The following is an 18848-nucleotide window of genomic DNA, read 5'->3' as shown; positions in this document are numbered from 1 at the left end:
CCCTGTCAGGATTGACGCGCTCAATTCAACATCCGAAGGAAGGTGTGACATACGCAACGTCTTTGCGAAAATTCAAACCCCGCTGAACGACGGCAAATTGGACAGCACGCTGGCAATCGCTGCCACTATTTACTTGAAGGACATACGAGTGTCGGGCTCACAACTGGCTTTATGTGCAAGGTGTTTCACAGATGAGCCGATGGCGTCTGCGGTAACACCTGGACAAGGCCGGGGCGTTCGGCACATAGGGAGCCTTCCTGGGTGGCGCACTCCACGACCGGGCCGCCACGGCCTCCGGTCGGCACGGCCGGCCCGTTCCGCGCCACGCGCGCCCCGGTCCCGCCGAGCGCCGGGCGACAGGGGAGACTGTCAGTCGATCGGCTCGACAGCAGGTGAGGTACGACGTGGTGGAAGCGGCGGACACGGCATTCGGGGAACAGAGGGCGCGCGAGCTCCTCGCGGCGGCGGTGCCGGAGGTGACCGTGGCGGACGCGACGCTGCTCGCCCTCGGCGAGAACGCGGTCTTCGCCGCCGGGGACCTCGTGGCCAAGGTGGGGCGCGACGCCTCGCTGCTGGACCGCGCCCGCCACGAGCTGCGCGTCGCCGCGTGGCTCGCGGACAGCGGCGTCCCGGCCGTACGGGCCGCCGAACCCGCGCCCCGGGTGGCCGACGGCCACCCCGTGACGCTCTGGCACCGGCTGCCCGAGACCCTGCGCCCGGCCACCACCTCCGACCTCGCCGAGCTGCTGCGCGTGGTGCACGCCCTGCCCGAGCCGGACTTCGCGCTGCCCAGGCGTGAACTGCTCGGCGGGGTCGAGCGGTGGCTGCGGCTCGCCGGGGACGCCGTCGACCCCGCCGACGCCGCGTATCTGCGCGAGCGGCGGGACGGCTTCGCGGCGGCGGCCGCCGCGCTGACCCCCCATCTGCCGCCGGGGCCGATCCACGGCGACGCCCTCCCCCGCAACGTGCACATCGGGCCGGACGGGCCGGTCCTGGTCGACCTCGAGACCTTCTCCGGCGACCTGCGCGAGCACGACCTGGTCGTGCTCGCGCTCAGCCGGGACCGCTACGGCCTGCCTCTGCCCGCGTACGAGGCGTTCGTGCGGGTCTACGGATGGGATGTGCGCGAGTGGGAGGGGTGCGAGGTGCTGCGGGGTGCGCGGGAGACGGCGAGCTGTGCGTGGGTGGCGCAGCATGCGCCTGCGCATACGGGTGCTCTCGCGGAGTTCCGGCGGCGGGTGGCGTCGTTGCGGGCGGGTGATGCGGCGGTGCGGTGGCACGCGTTTTAGTCGACCGGGTGTGGGTGCGGGTTTGTTGCCGCCTGCGGCGGGCTTCTCCCCCACCCCGCCCCTTCCCGAACCGGGGCTCGTGCCCCAGCCCCCCGGCTGCGGGTCCGTTGCGCCTGCGGCGGAGCGCCCTGCGGGAGCGTCCTCAAACGCCGGACGGGCTGAAATTTGCGCACCCGGAGGTCTGGGGAATCAAACCGCCCGCTACCCCACGCGCAACGGCCAGTGGGGGTCGACGACCGCTTCCGGGTTGCCCTGGCGGCGGAGCCACTTCTCGAAGCTCGTGGCCCACTCCGCGTACCACCGCACCTGATCGCCGTGGAGGGACCACGGCGACGCCTCCGCTATGTGCGGATACCGCTCGGCCAGCGCGCAGGCGACCCGCACCGCCGCGAGCGCGTCCGCGCCCGCCTCGTGCGCGCCGTCGAGCACAACGCCGTACTCCCCGCAGACCGCTTCGAGGGTGCGCTTGCCCTTGCGGTAGCGGTCGACGGCGCGGTCCATCGTGTACGGATCGACGACCGGACCGGTCTCCCGGCCCGCCGCCGCCTCCCCCAGTCGCTCGCCCAGCGAGGGCAGGCCGTACCGCCGCAACTCGGCGGCCAGCAGGGAGAGGTCGAAGCAGGCGTTGTAGGCGACGACCGGGGCCCCGGCCGACCAGTGCGCGGCCAGGGTGGCCGCTATCTCCTCGACCACCTCGCGCGCCGGCCTGCCCAGCGCCGCGCGCTCGGTCGTGATGCCGTGCACGGCCGCGGCCTCGGCCGGGACGGGCACGCCGGGATCGGCCAGCCATTCCCGGCGGCCGATCGGCTCACCGCCCTTGGTCTCGACGACGGCCGCCGTGACGATCCTCGCCTCGGCCGGATCCGTGCCCGTGGTCTCCAGGTCGAAACCGATCAGCAGCTCCTGGTGCCACCCCATCGCGGTCCCCCTTCGTGGTGCTTCCCCCGACTGGTCCCCAGCGTCGCACGCACCACTGACAACGCCCCACCGGGCCCGCGCGCCCCACGGGGCATCAGTTCCCTTACCGGCATTCAGGACACAGGGCGCGAATCCACCCAAATGCTGTCGAATTCCTCGCGGTAGGTCTCGAAGAGCCCGTGCTCGGGTTCCCGCCCCTCCCGCACCACGTTGCCGCCGCCGCGCAGCACCAGCACCGGCGCCTCCATGCCGCGCGCCTTGCGCAGGTACGACTGGACCACGGCGAGCCCGTCGGAGCCGTCGCCGTTGACGAGGTAGGCGGTGAAGCGCGGGGTCTCGTCGAAGACCCGGATCTCGAAGGCCGCGGTGTCCCGGAGCCGGTCCCGGACCCGCCGCATGTGCATGATGTTCATCTCGACGGACCGGCTCATCTCGCCCTTTTTGATGCCCAGTTCCCGCTCCCTGCGGCGCACGGCGCTGCTGGCGGGGTTGAGGAAGAGCAGCCGGGCCCGGCAGCCCGCCTCGGCGAGCCGGACCAGTCGCCTCCCCGAGTAGTTCTGCACGAGGAGGTTCAGGCCTATGCCCACCGCGTCGAGGCGGCGGGCGCTGCCGAAGAGGTCCTCCACGGGCAGCTGGCGCTGGAGCCGCACCCGGTCGGGGTGGACGCCCACCACATCGGCGTAGCGATCGCCCACGAGATCCTCGACGGCGTCGATGGGCAGCCGGTCGGCCGACGGGCTGCCCGCGCCGCTGCCGCCGCCGAGGATGTTCAGCAGCCGCGCGGAGGCCCGCTCGGCCTGGGCGAGGACCGTCTCGGAGAGCGCGCGGTTGCGGGAGACGACGTTGCGCGTCACCTCGAGCTCGTCCAGTGCCAGTTCGAGCTCGCGCCGGTCGTCCAGGTACGGCTCGAAGCACGGCCAGTGCTGGACGAGCAGTTCGCGCAGCTGCGGGAGGGTGAGGAAGCTCAGGACGTTGTCGTCGGCCGGGTCCAGCAGATAGCCCTTGCGGCGGCTCACCTCCCGGACCGCCACGGCCCGCTGGACCCACTCCTGCCCGGCCGGGCCGGCCGCGGCGACGACCCACTCGTCCTCGCCGTGCACCGGCTCGTAGACGGGCCGCAGCACGGCGGCGACGACGGCGCGCAGCCGCTGCTCCACCAGGTTCAGCCAGATGTAGGCCCGGCCGGCCCGCCGGGCGCGGGTGCGGACCTCGCTCCACGCCTCCGCGTCCCAGTCCAGGGCCGCCCCGATCTCCACAGGACGCGCCAAGGACACCGCGCCGGGTGGTGTGTCGGCCGAACCGTCAACCCCGGGACAGCCGTCTCCAGGGGGCAGCTCCAGCCCGCCCGAGCTCACCAGTGCACCGCCTTCCGCCCCCGTCCAACGATCAAGGCAGACTACTGCGCGGGCGGGAGGCGCTGCACCCGGACACGGCTGGCCTTCCGTCAACTCTCCCGCTCCGGGTAGGTGTTGTGAGCGGCCCGCGCGGGAGGAGTGAGCCGTTTCATAGCGGCAGGGGGCGCGCGGTCGCCCCGACGCGTCCCGAAACGCCCCGGATGCCCCCGGGAGGCGGGCCGCGCACCGGAACCGGCCAATACGGGTCCGATACCGGCCGGTCACCCGGTTGGACGAGCCGAAGAGAGCCGTGGTTGCGCTCCTTTTGGGGAAGATCTGGCGAAAGGGCGGCTCGGCGGCCACGGTTGGGCGAGGATGCCGGTTCGGCTCCGTACCGGAGCCCACGGCGGTGTCGTGGCAGGAGCTCGTGGCGCCCGCGCAGAGCCCAGAAGAGCAGAGCCCGAAGAACCGTCAGAAAAGTGGAAGAGTCGACTCATGCAGGTCTGGCCGGGACAGGCGTACCCCCTCGGCGCCACGTACGACGGCGCCGGCACCAACTTCGCGGTCTTCTCCGAGGCCGCCGAGCGGATCGAGCTGTGCCTGCTGCACGACGACGGCTCGGAGACGGCGGTGGAGCTCCGTGAGAGCGACGCGTTCGTGCGCCACGCCTATCTGCCGGGCGTCATGCCGGGCCAGCGGTACGGCTTCCGGGCGCACGGCCCGTACGAGCCGGACCGGGGCCTGCGGTGCAACTCCGCCAAGCTGCTGCTCGACCCCTACGCACGGGCGGTGAGCGGCGCCGTCGACTGGGGCGAGGCGGTCTACGGCTATCCGTTCGGACGGCCGGAGAAGCGCAACGACATGGACTCCGCCCCGCACATGATGACCTCGGTCGTGGTCAATCCGTACTTCGACTGGGGCGACGACCGGCCGCCGCGCACCGACTACCACCGGACGGTCATCTACGAGGCCCACGTCAAGGGCCTGACGATGCGCCACCCCGCGCTGCCGGAGGAGGTGCGCGGGACCTACGCGGCGCTGGCCCACCCGGCCGTCATCGAGCACCTGACGGAGCTGGGGGTCACCGCCATCGAACTGATGCCGGTCCATCAGTTCGTCGACGACCACCGGCTGTCGGACGCGGGACTGGCCAACTACTGGGGCTACAACACCATCGGATTCTTCGCCCCGCACAACGCCTACGCCTCCTGGGGCGACCGGGGGCAGCAGGTCCTGGAGTTCAAGTCGGCGGTGCGGGCGCTGCACGCGGCGGGCATCGAGGTCATCCTCGACGTGGTCTACAACCACACGGCCGAGGGCAACCACCTGGGGCCCACGCTCTCCTTCCGGGGTCTTGACAACGCCTCGTACTACCGGCTGGCGGACGATCCGCGCTACTACACGGACACCACCGGCACCGGCAATTCCCTGCTGATGCGCAGCCCGCACGTGCTCCAGCTCATCATGGACAGCCTGCGCTACTGGGTGACCGAGATGCGGGTGGACGGTTTCCGGTTCGACCTGGCGGCCACGCTGGCCCGGCAGTTCCACGAGGTGGACCGGCTGTCGTCCTTCTTCGACCTGGTGCAGCAGGATCCGGTCGTCAGCCAGGTGAAGCTGATCGCCGAGCCGTGGGACGTCGGGGAGGGCGGCTACCAGGTCGGGAACTTCCCGCCCCTGTGGGCCGAATGGAACGGGAAGTTCCGGGATACGTCCCGGGACCTGTGGCGCGGCGAGCCCGCCACCCTGGCGGAGTTCGGCTCCCGGCTGACCGGCTCGTCCGACCTCTACCAGGGCGACGGCAGGCGGCCGCTGGCCTCCATCAACTTCGTCACCTGTCACGACGGCTTCACCCTGCACGACCTGGTGGCGTACAACGACAAGCACAACGAGGCCAACGGCGAGCAGAACCGGGACGGCGAGAGCCACAACCGGTCCTGGAACTGCGGGGCCGAGGGCGACACCGACGACCCCGGGGTGCTGGCCCTGCGCGAGCGGCAGATGCGGAACTTCATCGCCACGCTCCTCGTCTCGCAAGGAGTGCCGATGCTCAGCCACGGGGACGAGTTCGCGCGCACCCAGCACGGCAACAACAACGCGTACTGCCAGGACAACGAGACCTCCTGGGTGCGCTGGCCGCGCCCGGCCGACGGCTCCTGCGAGCGGGCGCGCCGGATGCTGGCCTTCACCCGCGCGATGGTCTGGCTCCGCCGCGACCATCCCGTCTTCCGGCGCCGCCGCTTCTTCCACGGCCGTCCGGTGCAGGGCACGCACGACGAGCTCTCCGACATCGCCTGGTTCACCCACGAGGGTGAGGAGATGCGGGACGAGGACTGGCACGCGTCCCACGCGAAGTCGCTGACCGTCTTCCTCAACGGCAGCGCGATCTCCGAGCCCGGGCCCCGGGGGGAGCCGGTCACCGACGACTCCTTCCTGCTGATGTTCAACGCGCACGACGAGCCGCTGGATTTCGTCGTGCCGGTGAATCACGGCCGGCAGTGGCAGATCGTGGTCGACACGGCCCGCCCGGAGGGCGTCGCGACGGACGGCCCGAAGGTCCGCGCGGGTGACAGCCTGACGCTGACGGACCGCAGCCTTGCCGTGCTGCAACGCCCGGCGTAGACCGAGGCCGGGGCTCGTCGGATCACGGCCCTGCAGCATGACCCGCCGTTGTGGGTACGTACGTTCCCATGAGGCAAGAGAGCGCACCCCCGACCGCCACCTACCGGCTCCAGCTCCAGCCGGGCTTCCCCTTCCGCGCCGCCGAGCGGGCGGTGCCGCGTCTCGCCTCCCTCGGGGTGTCCCATCTGCATCTGTCGCCCGTGCTGGAGGCCGTGCCCGGCTCCGGCCACGGCTACGACGTCGTCGACCACTCGGCCGTACGGGCGGAACTCGGCGGCGAGGAGGGGCTGCGCGCCCTGGCCCGCACCGCCCGGTCGCACGGGCTCGGCCTGATCCTCGACATCGTCCCCAACCACATGGCCGTGCCCGCGCCCGTCCGGCTCAACGGCCCGCTGTGGGAGGTTCTGCGGGACGGGCCGGCCTCCCCGTACGCGCGCTGGTTCGACATCGACTGGTCCGAGCACGGCGGGAAGGTGCTGCTGCCCGTGCTGGCCGGGCGGCTCGGTGACGAGCTGGAGCGCCTCACGGTGGCGGACGGGACGCTGCGGTACGGCGACCACGCCTTCCCGCTGCGGCCCGGCTCCGAGCGGCTGCCGCTGCCCGAGCTGCTGGACGCCCAGTGGTACCGGCCCGCCTGGTGGCGGCTGGCCCGCACCGAGCTGAACTACCGCCGCTTCTTCACGGTCTCCGAGCTGATCGCGGTCCGGGTGGAGGATCCGGAGGTGTTCGCCGCCACCCACGCCAAGGTGCTGGAACTGCTGCGCGACGGGGTGATCGACGGGCTCCGCGTGGACCACCCCGACGGGCTGGCCGACCCGGCCGGCTACCTCCGCCGGCTCGCCGCGGGCACCGGCGGCCGGTGGACGGTGGTCGAGAAGATCCTCAGCGGTGACGAACGGCTGCCCGGGGACTGGCCCGTCGCCGGGACGACCGGCTACGACGCCCTGCGCCACCTCGACGGGCTGTTCGTCGACCCGGAGGGCGCCGCGGAGCTCGGCGCGCTCTACCGCGCGTTCACCGGGCTGCCGCCCGACCGCGGGGGCGACTGGCCCGCGACCGTGCGCCGCGCCGCCTACCGGGTGATCACCCATGAGCTCGCGGCGGAGGTCGAGCGGCTGGTGCGCGGCGCCGTGCGGGTCTGCGAGAGCGCGCACCGGCTGCGCGACCACGCCCCCTGGGCCCTGCGCACCGCCCTGCGCGAGATCCTCGTCAGGCTGCCCGTCTACCGCCCCTACGCCGTCCCCGGAGCCCCCGCCGCACCCGTGGACGCGGTGCTGCTCGACGAGGCCGCCCAGGGGGCGCGTACGGCCTTCGCCCTGCCGGAGGAGGCCCAGGTGGTCGAGGTCGTGCGGGACGCGGCGCTCGGCCGCCTCGGCGACGGGCCCGACCAGCGGGACTTCTGCGCGCGGTTCGCGCAGACGGCGTCCGCGCTGCGGGCCAAGTCCGTCGAGGACACCGCCTTCTACCGCTACGCGCCCCTGCTGTCGGCCACGGAGGTCGGCGGCACGCCCGACCGGCCCGCGGTCGGCCCGGCGGACTTCCACGCCCACTGCGCCCGGGTCCAGCGCGACTGGCCCGCCACGGGCACCGTCCTGTCCACCCACGACACCAAGCGCAGCGCCGACGTGCGGGCCCGGATCGCCGCGCTGACCGAACACCCGCGCCGGTGGGCCGAGCTGATGGACCGGCTGGCGGGCGATCGGGCCGATGTCCCGGCGCCCGACCCGCATGTGGCGTGGGTGGCCTGGCAGAGCGCGTTCGGGCTGGGCGCGCCCGATGCCGGGCGGCTGGCCCCGGCGGTGCTCAAGAGCGTGCGGGAGGCCGCGCTGCGCACGACCTGGACCGAGCCCGACGCCGCGTACGAGGAGGCCGTGCGCGCCTATGTCGCGGCGGGCCCCGGCGGGCCGCCGCACGCCGCGCTCGCGCCGCTGGAGGAGGCCGTCGGGGCGTCCGTGCGGGCCAACACCCTCGGCGCGGCGCTGCTGCACCTGACGATGCCGGGCGTGCCGGACCTCTACATGGGCACCGAGCGGACGTACGCCGCGCTGGTCGACCCGGACAACCGGCGCCCGCCGTCCTTCCCCGTCGAGGAGCCCACCGGGCTGTCGGCCGAGAAGCTGCGCCTGACGCGCACGGCGCTGCGGCTGCGGCGCGCGCACCCCGGCTGGTTCGGCGCCGCCGCGACGTACGAGCCGCTGCCGGCGCTCGGTCCGGCCGCCGCGCACTGCACGGCCTTCGTCCGCTCGGGCGAGGTGATCACCGCGGTCACCCGGCTCCCCGGCAGGCTGGCCGGTGCGGGCGGCTGGCGCGGAACGGCCCTGGAACTGCCGGGGGGCGGCCGGTGGCGCGAGCTGCTGACGGACCGGGTGCACGAGGGGCGGGTGGCGCTGGCGGAGCTGCTGGACGGCCTGCCGGTGGCGCTTCTCGTACGGGGCTGACGGGCGCGCGTCAGGTGTCCGGAAGGCCGATTCGCCTTCCGTCACCGGCCGACCGCGGGCTGCACCAGCAGTAAGCACTGCGGGCGGGAAAAGCGTTGGACGCGGTCGCGGTGGTCGCTCTACCTTTCCCGTGCTGTCCACCGAAAGGGCATTTATGACCGAGCTGGTCGTCCGCGCGCTCACCGAGCACGACACCGCACTCTTCACCACCCTGGCCGACCCCGGCCTCGTCGGCCGTGCCGCCTTCGGCCACGCCTATGTGCCCGTGCACGAGGGCGGCGAGTACCGCCCGGAGTGGACCTGGGTCGCCCTGCGCGACGGCAAGGTCGTCGCCCGCGCCGCCTGGTGGGGCGGGCCGGGCGACGAGGCTCCCATGCGCCTGGACTGGTTCGACTTCGCCGACGGGGAGGCCGCGGCGGCCACCGAGTTGCTGCGCACGGCCCCGCTGTCCGCGGAGTACAGCATGATGGTGCCGCCGGGCTGGCGTGAGCGCCCGGGGATACGGGCCGCCGCCGAGGCCCGTGTCGCGGCGGCGGAGGCGGCGGGCATGCGGCGGCTGGTCGAGCGCTACCGCTATGTGTGGACGACCGAGTGCGGGCTGCCGGAGCGCCCGGGGCGGCTGGAGTTCCGGCCGGAGCCCGACGACGCCGTCGTACGGGACGTGCTGCTGCGGGTCTTCGAGGGCTCGCTCGACGCGCACGACGGCAAGATCCTCGCGGAGTCCGGCCCGCAGGCCGCGCTGGAGGACCTGTGGGGCTTCCTGACGTGGCTGCCCTCGCCCCGCGCGTGGTGGAAGATCGCCCGTACGCCCGAGGGGGAGGTCGTCGGCATCCAGGTGCCCGCCCACAACCCCAGCGGGCCGTGCGTGGGTTACATCGGTGTCGTCCCGGAGCAGCGCGGTCACGGCTACGCGTACGACCTGTTGGCCGAGTGCACCCACGACCTGGCGGCCGAGGGCGCGACCCGGGTCGTCGGCGCGACCGACCAGGGCAACTTCCCCATGGCGGCCCAGTTCGCGAGGGCGGGTTACCCGATCGCCCAGGAGCAGATCGACCTCGTTCCCTAGCCGGGTTCGGCCGTCTTCGGCGCCCGCGGCGGGGGAGATCGAGGACACCGCCGCACAGCGGTGGTGCGGGACACACGGCCCGCGCCGATACCGCCCGGCCACTGCCTGACGGCACCATGGGCAGCACCGCCGTCGAGGGGAGCCGTCAGTGCTGTTCGAGGTATGGGCGCCGGAAGCCGGGCAGGTCGTGCTGTGCGCGGACGGGCTGACGCGCGCGATGGAGCGCGATCCCGGCCGCGCCGGCTGGTGGCGGTGCGAGGCCCCGGCCGCCGAGGGCACGCGGTACGGCTTCGCCCTGGACGGCGGGCCGGTGCTGCCCGACCCCCGTTCGCGGCGCCAGCCGGACGGGCCGGACGGGCTCAGTGCGGTCGTCGGCCTCTCCGTCCCGCCGGGCCGGCAGGAGTGGCCGGGCGTGCCGTTGCCGGGCGCGGTCCTCTACGAGCTGCACATCGGCACGTTCACCCGGGAGGGCACCTTCGACGCGGCCGTCGAGCGGCTGCCGCATCTGGTGGACCTGGGGGTCACGCATGTGGAGCTGATGCCGGTGTGCCCGTTCCCGGGCACGCACGGCTGGGGGTACGAGGGCGTGTCGCCGTGGGCGGTGCACGAGCCCTACGGCGGCCCGGCGGGCCTGCGGCGCTTCGTGGCCGCGGCGCACGGGCTGGGGCTCGGCGTGGTCCTCGACGTGGTGCACAACCACCTGGGGCCGTCCGGCAACCACCTGCCCGCGTTCGGCCCGTATTTCACCGACACCCACCACACGCCGTGGGGCGCGGCCGTCAACCTCGACGCGCCCGGCTCCGACGAGGTCCGCGCGTATCTGACGGGCAGTGCGCTGGCGTGGCTGCGGGACCACGGGCTGGACGGGCTGCGGCTGGACGCGGTGCACGCGCTGGCCGACACCCGGACCCCGCACTTCCTCGCCGAGCTGTCCGCCGCCGTGGACGGGCTGGGCGCGCGGCTGGGGCGGCCGCTGTTCCTGATCGCCGAGTCCGACCGGAACGACCCGGCCACGGTGACGCCGCGTCAGGCGGGCGGCCTGGGCCTGCACGCCCAGTGGAACGACGATTTCCACCACGCCCTGCACACCGTCCTGACGGATGAGTCCCAGGGCTATTACGCCGACTTCGCCGCCGATCCGGCCGCGGCGCTCGCCAAGACGCTGCGCGGCGGTTTCTTCCACGACGGCACGTACTCCTCGTTCCGCGGCCGCCACCACGGCCGGCCGCTCGACGCGGGCGCGGTGCCCGCGTACCGCCTCCTCGGCTACGCCCAGAACCACGACCAGATCGGCAACCGGGCACTGGGCGACCGGCTGTCGGCCCGCCTCTCCCCCGGGCTGCTGGCCTGCGCCGCCGCGCTCGTGCTGTGCGGGCCCTTCACCCCGATGCTCTTCATGGGCGAGGAGTGGGGGGCCCGTACGCCGTGGCAGTTCTTCACCGACCACACGGATCCGCAGCTGGCCGAGGCGGTACGCACCGGACGGCGGCGCGAGTTCGCCGCGCACGGCTGGACCGCCGAGGAGATCCCCGACCCCCAGGACCCGGCCACCCGCGCCCGCTCCTGCCTGGACTGGACGGAACCGGGGCGCGAGCCGCACGCGGCGCTGCTCGCCTGGCACCGGCGGCTGATCGCGCTGCGGCGCGGCGAGCGGGACCTGGCGCGGGCGCCGCTCGCCGCGACGGACGTCACCGTCGCCGGTGACCTCACCACCGTGCTGCGGCGGGGACCGCTGTGCGTCGCCGTCAACCCGACCGGCGCCCCGGCCGCGATCCCGCTCGGCACGGCCGCGCGCCCCACCGAGGTCCTGGCGGCGTGGCACCCGGTGGACCTGCCGGGCGCGGACGGGGTGCTCACGCTTCCCGCGGAGTCCGCCGCCGTGCTGCGCTGTGCCGGCTGAGGCGCTCAGTCGGACGCCGACTCCAGCCTCAGCGAGATGGAGTTGATGCAGTAGCGCTGGTCGGTGGGTGTGGGGTAGCCCTCGCCCTCGAATACGTGGCCGAGGTGGGAGCCGCAGCGTGCGCAGCGCACCTCCGTGCGGAGCATGCCGTGCGAGCGGTCCTCGATCAGCTCGACCGCGGCGGAGTCCTTCGGGTCGTAGAAGCTCGGCCACCCGCAGTGGCTCGCGAACTTCTCCGTGGAGCGGAACAGCTCCGCCCCGCAGGCCCGGCAGGAGTAGACCCCGGCCGTCGTGGTGTCGGTGTACTCACCGCGGAAGGCGGGTTCCGTGCCGGCCCGGCGGAGCACCTGGTACTCCGCAGGGGTCAGCTCCGCGCGCCACTGCTCGTCCGGCTTCTCGACCTCGTACGACATCTCGCCCCTCTCGGGCAGTTCGGTCAGCTCTCCAGGCGGGCCAGGATGCGCGGACCGAGGTCGGTCACATCGCCGGCGCCCATGGTGAGAACGAGATCACCGGGCCGGGCCATTCCCGCGATCACGTCGGGCACGGCGGCCATGTCGTGCTCGGGGCGGACGTCGGCGCCCGCGGTGCGGGCCGCGTCGATGATCAGGGTGCTGGTGATGCCGGGGATCGGGTCCTCGCGGGCGGGGTAGATGTCCAGGACGACGGAGGAGTCGGCCAGGGCCAGCGCCTGCCCCATCTCGGTACCCAGCTCCTGGGTGCGGCTGAAGAGGTGCGGCTGGAAGACGACGAGGATGCGCGAGCCGGCGTCGACCGCGCCCCGGATGGCCTCCAGGTCGGCGGTCATCTCGGTCGGGTGGTGGGCGTAGGAGTCGATGACCTGGACGCCGTTCGCCTCGCCCTTGAGCTGGAGGCGGCGCTTGACGCCGGTGTACTTCCCGAGCGCGGAGGCCAGGTTGTGCAGCGGGAGGCCGAGGGCCACGCCCGCGGCGAGGGCGGCGACGGCGTTGTGCGCGTAGTGGCTGCCGGGGACGGAGACCGTGAAGGTGAGCATCTTGCCGCCCAGGAGGACGGTGACCTCGCTGGTCAGGCCGCGGGGGTTGACCTTCAGGACCCGGACGTCGGCGTCCTCGGCCGCGCCGTAGGTGACGACCTCGATGTCGTGGCGGCCGGAGATGCGCTCCGTCAGCTCGCGCGCGCCCGCCTGGTCGGCGGAGACGACGAGGGTGCCGCCGGGGCGGATCCGGCCGACGAAGGTCTCGAACGACTCGTAGATCTCGTCCATCGACGCGTAGTTCGCGTGGTGGTCCAGCTCCACGTTGAGGATGATGGCGACCTCGGGCGCGTACTTGTGGAAGCTGCGGTCGCTCTCGTCCGCCTCCGCCACGAAGATCTCGCCCGCGCCGTGCCGGGCGTTGGAGCCGGGGGCGTCGAGGTCGCCGCCGATGGCGTACGACGGGGCGAGGCCGAGGGCGTCGAGGGAGACCGCGAGCATCGAGGTCGTGGTCGTCTTGCCGTGCGTGCCGGCGACGGCGATCGGGCGCAGGCCGTCCATCAGGCGGGCGAGGGCGTCGGAGCGGTGCACGACGGGGATGCCGCGCTCGGCGGCGGCCGCCAGCTCGGGGTTGTCGGCGCGGATGGCGCTGGAGACGACGACACAGGTGGCGTCCTCGGCGAGGTGGTCCGCGGCGTGCCCGATGTGCACGGTGGCGCCGAGGGCGCGCAGGGCGTCGGCGGTCGCGGACTCCTTGGCGTCGCTGCCCGCGACGCGCGCGCCGCGCTGCGCGAGGATCTTCGCGATGCCCGACATTCCGGCGCCGCCGATGCCGATGAAGTGCGGTCGGTCCATCGTCGTGGGGACGGCCGGTGCCATGTGCGGTGCTCCCTGAGGTCTGGATAGCAGGATCTAACCAGGAGTGATTCTTGCACCCGCCGCCGACAGCGCGTCCCCCGGTTGCCTCATATCCGTCATACCGGGCGGATCAGGCCCTGTGTCAGGCCGGCCGCGATGGCCGCGGTGCGGCTGTCCACCCCGAGCTTGCCGTAGATGTGCACGAGGTGGGTCTTGACCGTGGCCTCGCTGATGAACAGCCGCCGGGAGATCTGCTTGTTGGCCAGGCCCTCGGCGAGGAGCCCGAGGATCTCGGTCTCCCTCGGCGAGAGGGCGGGCCGTCCCGCCCGCACCCGGCCGAGCAGGCGGGCGGCGACGGGCGGGGCCAGCACCGTCTCGCCGCGGGCGGCGGCGTGGACGGCGGCCGCGACGTCCTCCGGCGGCGCGTCCTTGAGGAGGTAGCCGGTCGCCCCGGCCTCGACGGCGGCGAGGATGTCGGCGTCGGTGCTGTAGGTGGTCAGGATCAGCACGGCGGGCGGATCGGGCAGGGCAGTGATGCGGCGGGTGGCCTCGACGCCGTGCATCCCGGCGCCCATCTGGAGGTCCATCAGCACCACGTCGGGCCGGGCCCCGCCGTCGAGGAGGCGCAGCGCCTCGGCGCCGTCGGCGGCCTCGCCGACGGCGCTCACCCCGGGCAGCTCGTCGACCATGGCGCGCAGCCCGCGCCGTACGACGGGGTGGTCGTCGACCAGGAGTACGCGGATCACCGGGCACCCGCGTTCGCCGGGGCGTCGGGAACGGGCCGGCCGGCCGCCGGCCGGGGAGCCGGTACGGGGGCCCGTACCGGCAGTGCCGCGGCGACGGCGGTGCCCTCCCCCGGCGCGGACTCGACGGTGAGCGTGCCGCCGAGCTCGGCGATGCGTTCGCGCATGCCGTGCAGGCCGAACGTCCGGCGCCCGTCGGCGGGCCCGTCGCCGGGGGCGAAGCCGACGCCGTCGTCGTAGATGTCGAGGGTGACCTGACCGTCGAGGTAGGCGAGGGTCACGGCGGCGCGGTCGGCGCGCGCGTGCCGGGCCACGTTGGCGAGCGCCTCCTGGGTGAGGCGCAGCAGGGCCACCTCGCTCTCGACGGGCAGCGCGCAGGGCTCGCCGTCGAGGTGGAAGGCGGCCGTGGGGACGGTCCGCGCGGTGACCCGGCGCAGGGCCTCGGGCAGGGGCGCGTCCTCGAGGGCGGGCGGGGTGAGCGCCTGGACGAAGCGCCGGGCCTCGGCGAGGTTGTCGGACGCCGTCCGGGCGACCTCGCGCATCCGCGCGCGTGCCGCGTCGGGGTCCGCGGTCTCGGCGGCGCGGGCGAGCAGGACGATGCTGGACAGGCCCTGCGCGAGGGTGTCGTGGATCTCGCGGGCCAGCCGCTGCCGTTCGGCGAGCCGCCCGGCCTCCCGCTGGGCGGCGGCCAGCTCGTCCCTGGTCCGCACGAGGTCGTCGATCAGGCGCTGCCGGCGACGGGTCTCGCGGTAGAGCGCGGCATAGCCGTACGCGGTCAGGACGGCGACGGCGGCACCGGCGACCGGGCCGATCACCTTGGCGGCGGTGAGCCCGCCGGGGGCGGCCGCCTGGGCGGCGACGACCGCGCCGGTGGCGGCGGCGACCGCGGTCAGGGACCAGCGCGCGGGCAGGGCGTGCAGGAACAGGAAGAAGAGCGGGAAGGCGACATAGCTGAAGCCGTGGTCCATACACAGGAGCACGAGCCACAGCGCGGTGACGGCGGCGAGCCACAGCCGCCCCGCGCGGGCGGAGAACCCCGCCACGCCGGCCGGCGCGCCCCCGTCGGCGCCTGCCGCGCGCCCGGGCCCGCGGACGACGGCGAGGCCGTAGACGGCGGCCAGCGCGAGGCCGGGCGCGAGCAGGGTCAAGGGCTTCGCCCCGACGGCGACCGGCCCGAGGGCGACGCCGAGCAGCGCGTAGAACGCCCCGTGCAGCGCGAGCCGCACCAGCCGCAGCGAGGGGGCTTCCGCGGCGGGGTGGGGGCGGCCGTCGCCCTCCGCAGGGGCTCCGGGCGGGGGCGCGGCAACGTCGGAGCGGCTGTTCGGGGTCACCCCATCGAGCGTACGGCTCCGCGCGCGGCCCCCCGTTCCGCGGGCCCTCAACCGTTCGATTGATTTCGGGGTGCACCGGACGGGCGGGGCAAGGAGCAGTCCTTGCCCTGATGGCGGCGGGCGCCCGGTGCGGGAGCGTGGTGGGGTCCTGATCAGGTCCCTGGAGGGTTCCCTTGTTCGTCGCGCTCCGTGACATCCGTTTCGCCCGGGGGCGGTTCGCCCTCATGGGTTCGGTCGTCGCGCTCATCACCACACTGGTGGTCTTTCTCTACGGCCTGACCGACGGGCTGGCCCGCGAGGCCACCTCGGCCGTCGCGGGCCTGCCGGCGGACCGGATCGTCTTCGGGGCGCCGAAGGGGGCCGAGCCGGAGGTGTCGTTCTCCGGCAGCAGCGTCGACGACGGGCAGCTCGCCGCGTGGCGCGCGGCGCCGGGGGTGACCTCCGCCGAGCCGTTCGGCGTCGCGATGACCCGGCTGACCGCGGCCGGGAAGGCGTCGTCGGTGAGCGCGTTCGGGGCGTCCGGGCGGCTGCTGCCGCCGCTGCTCTCCGGCTCGGCCCCCGGGGACGGCGGAGTGGCGGTCGGCGAGCGGCTGGCCCGCGAGAGCGGCGTCCGGGTGGGTGACCGCGTCACCCTCGGCGCCGAGGAACTGACCGTCTCGGCCATCACCGCCGACCGGAGCCACGGGCACGCCCCGAGCGTGTGGACGACGCTCGCGGCCTGGCAGCGGGCGGCCCACCAGCAGCAGCCGACCGCGCTCGCCGTGACCGGCACCGGCGGCCCGGACGGGCCCGCCGCCGAGGCCACTGAGGCCGTCGGGGCCGACGCGGCGCTGGAGGGGATCGACGGCTACGCGGCGGAGCACGGCACGCTCCAGCTCCTCCAGGGCTTCCTGTTCGTGGTGAGCGCGCTGGTGGTGGGGGCCTTCTTCACGGTGTGGACCGTGCAGCGGCGCCCCGATGTCGCCGTGCTCAAGGCGGTGGGCGCGAGCAGCGGGTATCTGGTGCGGGACGCACTCGGGCAGGCGGCCGCCGTGCTGCTCGCCGGGGCGGCCCTGGGCGCGGCGGCGGGCGCGGGCGGCGGGGCGCTGGCCGCGGCCGCGGTCCCGTTCGAGCTGAGCGCGGCCACCGTGGCCGTACCGGTGGGGGCGATGGTCCTGCTGGGGCTGGCCGGTTCCGCGCTCGCCGTCCGTCGCATCACCTCCGTCGATCCGCTGACCGCACTGGGAGCGTCCCGTTGAGCACCTCTTCCGTTCTGTCGCTGGAAGCCGTGAAACTCACCTATCCGGATGGTGATCGCAGGCTCACGGCCCTGGACGACGTCTGTCTGGACGTGGCCCCCGGAGAGCTGGTGGCGGTCGCCGGGCCGTCCGGCTCGGGGAAGTCGAGCCTGCTGGCGGTGGCGGCGACCCTGCTGCGCCCGGACGCGGGCCGGGTGGTCCTGGCCGGGCGGGACACGGCCGGGATGAGCGGCAGGGAGCGTACGGCGCTGCGGCGCGAGCGGATCGGCATCGTGTTCCAGCAGGCGAACCTGCTGCCGTCCCTGACGGCCGAGGAGCAGCTGCTGGCGGTCGCGCACCTGCGGGGCGAAAGCGTACGGGCCGCCCGGTCACGCGCGGCGGAGCTGCTAGAGTCGGTCGGTCTGGACGCGGCGAAGCGGCGCCGCCGCCCGCACCAGCTGTCCGGGGGCGAGCGGCAGCGCGTGAACATCGCCCGCGCGCTGTCCGGCGGTCCTTCCGTCCTGCTGGTGGACGAGCCGACCTCCGCGCTGGATCACGAGCGGGGCGAGCGGGTCGTGGAGCTGCTGGCCGAGGTGACCCGCCGGCACCGCACGGCGACGGTGCTGGTCACCCACGACCGGGCACTGCTCGGAGTTGCGGACCGGGTGCTGTCGATGGCCGACGGGCGGCTGGGCGAGGGTTGAGCGCGGGGCCGGGGGCGGGGGCGGGGGCGGTCAGTCCTTGCCCTCGGCGCCGGTGTCGTCCTCGTCGTTGTGGGCGTAGAGCTTGAGCACGGGCACGCCGACCTTGTGGCGGGCTCGGGAGGCCCAGTCGCGGTGGAAGAACTCCTCGACCAGGTGCGGGGCCGTCAGCACGATCACCTCGTCGGCGTGCGTCTGGTCGACGACGGACCGCAGCAGGTCGAGCGGGTGCCCGTCGACGAGCTGGCCGACGGCTTCGCTCCCCGCGGCGCGGAGCGACTGGAGCGAGTGTTCGAGTGCGAGTGCCGCGGGCCGGCGGGCCTCCTCCCCCTCGGGCTCGTCGGCCTCGTGGACCGCCTGTTCCAGCTCGCCGAGCGCGACGTCGTCGATGGCGCGCAGCAGCCGGTCCTCGGCGCCTCTGGGCTGCATCAGGACGACGAAGGACATCTGGTCGTCGTGAAGGGTGGTGACGAAATCGACGTCTGCGGCGGACAGCGGTTGCTCGATCATCAATACGCTCGTGAACACGGTGGGAGCCCTTCTCCTTCGTGGGCCACCGGGCCCAACAGAAACCATCCTGCGCGTGCCCCCCTGGGCCCGCCTGTTCTGATCACGTTCCCCTGAGGGGGCGTCCGACTCAATTCTGCCCACCGAGAGGTAACCGGAGTGGAAAATTCCGCCGATTGTCAGACCCTTCGGTACCTCGTGAAGAGAAATCCCGCCTCTTCGAGGACCGAGGCCAGGACGAATCGTTCCGGCACCGCCATCGACGGTCCGTTCACAATGCGCGGCGAGGTGCCGGAGGCGACCAGAGGGGCCAGTGAGAGACACATCTCGTCCAGTACCCCGGCGGACGCGAACTGACCCAGCAGCACGGGACCGCCCTCCGTCAGCAGCCTTGTCAGCCCCCGTCCGGCCAGCACCCCGGGCACCCGCGCCGGGTCCACCCGGCGCCCCTCACCGGCCACGATCACCTCGGCGCCCGCGGACCGCGCCGCCGCGACCCGGTCCGCGGGCGCGTCCTCGCCGGTCAGCACGAGGGTGGGCACCAGCGGCCGGGTGAACAGCGGAAGCGAGAAGTCCAGGTCGAGACCGGCGCTCACGATCGCGATCACCGGCGCGGGCCCCTGGCCGAGCGCGGCGCGGCGCGCCGCGAACGCCTCCCGCGCCCGCGCGGGCCGGTACCCCTCCTGCCGTACGGTCTCCGCGCCCACCACCACGGCGTCCGCGAGACCCCGCAGCGTGCCGAAGATCCGCATGTCGGCGTCGGAGGACAGCGGCTGCGAGCGCCCCTCGTGGTGGGCCGCCCCGTCGAGGGACGAGACCATGTTGGCCCGCAGCCAGGCGCCGCCCGTGGTTTCCGGGTAGGCGTAGGCATCGGCCAGCTCGTCCAGGTCCCAGGTGCGTTCCTCGGTGTCGGACGGGGTGAGCGGAGAGGGGAACAGGCGTCGCATAGGCCGCAGTGTGACATGCCTC

The 18848-nt window shown here is 74.0% G+C and carries 15 protein-coding genes; 7 read left to right on the top strand and 8 right to left on the bottom strand.

From position 1 onward, the window contains the following. Positions 1-407 precede the first annotated feature (407 nt). Positions 408-1289: an aminoglycoside phosphotransferase family protein gene (locus DXZ73_RS32065; RefSeq protein WP_116216006.1), complete on the top strand. Its 882-nt coding sequence runs from the start codon at positions 408-410 to the stop codon at positions 1287-1289. A 201-nt stretch (positions 1290-1490) separates the two neighbouring features. Here the strand turns inward: DXZ73_RS32065 and DXZ73_RS32060 are convergent, their stop codons facing one another. Together DXZ73_RS32060 and DXZ73_RS32055 are read right to left on the bottom strand one after the other, a co-directional pair. Beyond that, the gene (locus DXZ73_RS32060; protein WP_116214465.1) at positions 1491-2207 is read right to left on the bottom strand and encodes a 3'-5' exonuclease; all 717 of its coding nucleotides are present in this window, start codon (positions 2205-2207) and stop codon (positions 1491-1493) included. Positions 2208-2320: 113 nt separating this feature from the next. Next, positions 2321-3562: an SAV2148 family HEPN domain-containing protein gene (locus DXZ73_RS32055; RefSeq protein WP_116214464.1), complete on the bottom strand. Its 1242-nt coding sequence runs from the start codon at positions 3560-3562 to the stop codon at positions 2321-2323. Positions 3563-4036: 474 nt separating this feature from the next. Here DXZ73_RS32055 and glgX point away from each other — a divergent pair, with 474 nt between their 5' ends. From glgX to treZ, 4 genes are all read left to right on the top strand, one after another. Further along, positions 4037-6163 (top strand): glycogen debranching protein GlgX, encoded by a 2127-nt coding sequence (glgX, locus tag DXZ73_RS32050; RefSeq protein ID WP_116214463.1) that lies wholly within the window; start codon positions 4037-4039, stop codon positions 6161-6163. A gap of 68 nt (positions 6164-6231) precedes the next feature. Then, a complete protein-coding gene (gene treY, locus DXZ73_RS32045; RefSeq protein ID WP_116214462.1) occupies positions 6232-8601 on the top strand; it encodes a malto-oligosyltrehalose synthase in 2370 nt (789 codons plus the stop codon). A 154-nt stretch (positions 8602-8755) separates the two neighbouring features. Beyond that, positions 8756-9667, top strand: a complete 912-nt coding sequence (locus DXZ73_RS32040; RefSeq protein WP_116214461.1) for a GNAT family N-acetyltransferase — start codon at positions 8756-8758, stop codon at positions 9665-9667. A gap of 148 nt (positions 9668-9815) precedes the next feature. After that, positions 9816-11567 (top strand): malto-oligosyltrehalose trehalohydrolase, encoded by a 1752-nt coding sequence (treZ, locus tag DXZ73_RS32035; protein ID WP_116214460.1) that lies wholly within the window; start codon positions 9816-9818, stop codon positions 11565-11567. Between the two features lie 5 nt (positions 11568-11572). Here treZ and msrB read toward each other — a convergent pair whose 3' ends face one another. From msrB to DXZ73_RS40170, 4 genes are all read right to left on the bottom strand, one after another. Then, positions 11573-11980 (bottom strand): peptide-methionine (R)-S-oxide reductase MsrB, encoded by a 408-nt coding sequence (gene msrB, locus DXZ73_RS32030; protein ID WP_116214459.1) that lies wholly within the window; start codon positions 11978-11980, stop codon positions 11573-11575. A gap of 23 nt (positions 11981-12003) precedes the next feature. Further along, positions 12004-13401 (bottom strand): UDP-N-acetylmuramate--L-alanine ligase, encoded by a 1398-nt coding sequence (gene murC, locus DXZ73_RS32025; protein ID WP_116214458.1) that lies wholly within the window; start codon positions 13399-13401, stop codon positions 12004-12006. Positions 13402-13496: 95 nt separating this feature from the next. Next, positions 13497-14126: a response regulator gene (locus DXZ73_RS32020; RefSeq protein WP_116214457.1), complete on the bottom strand. Its 630-nt coding sequence runs from the start codon at positions 14124-14126 to the stop codon at positions 13497-13499. Next, positions 14123-15454: a sensor histidine kinase gene (locus DXZ73_RS40170; protein ID WP_116214456.1), complete on the bottom strand. Its 1332-nt coding sequence runs from the start codon at positions 15452-15454 to the stop codon at positions 14123-14125. The genes DXZ73_RS32020 and DXZ73_RS40170 overlap by 4 nt, the downstream gene beginning before the upstream one ends. A 173-nt stretch (positions 15455-15627) precedes the next feature. Between DXZ73_RS40170 and DXZ73_RS32010 the strand changes: the two genes are divergently transcribed. Together DXZ73_RS32010 and DXZ73_RS32005 are read left to right on the top strand one after the other, a co-directional pair. Further along, complete coding sequence (locus tag DXZ73_RS32010; RefSeq protein WP_116214455.1) at positions 15628-16692, top strand: ABC transporter permease; 1065 nt, start codon at positions 15628-15630, stop codon at positions 16690-16692. Continuing rightward, a complete protein-coding gene (locus tag DXZ73_RS32005) occupies positions 16689-17375 on the top strand; it encodes an ABC transporter ATP-binding protein (protein WP_116214454.1) in 687 nt (228 codons plus the stop codon). Before DXZ73_RS32010 ends, DXZ73_RS32005 begins: the two co-directional genes overlap by 4 nt. 30 nt (positions 17376-17405) lie before the next feature. Here DXZ73_RS32005 and DXZ73_RS32000 read toward each other — a convergent pair whose 3' ends face one another. After that, a complete protein-coding gene (locus DXZ73_RS32000) occupies positions 17406-17900 on the bottom strand; it encodes an indole-3-glycerol phosphate synthase (RefSeq protein ID WP_116214453.1) in 495 nt (164 codons plus the stop codon). A gap of 158 nt (positions 17901-18058) precedes the next feature. Beyond that, positions 18059-18826 (bottom strand): pyrimidine reductase family protein, encoded by a 768-nt coding sequence (locus DXZ73_RS31995; protein ID WP_116214452.1) that lies wholly within the window; start codon positions 18824-18826, stop codon positions 18059-18061. Between the last annotated feature and the right edge of the window lie 22 nt (positions 18827-18848).

It is taken from the genome of Streptoverticillium olivoreticuli subsp. olivoreticuli, from assembly GCF_003391135.1.
GTDB classification, from domain to species: domain Bacteria; phylum Actinomycetota; class Actinomycetes; order Streptomycetales; family Streptomycetaceae; genus Streptomyces; species Streptomyces blastmyceticus.
Note: the sequence above shows the minus strand (reverse complement) of the source record. Positions and strands in the feature narration are given on the sequence as shown.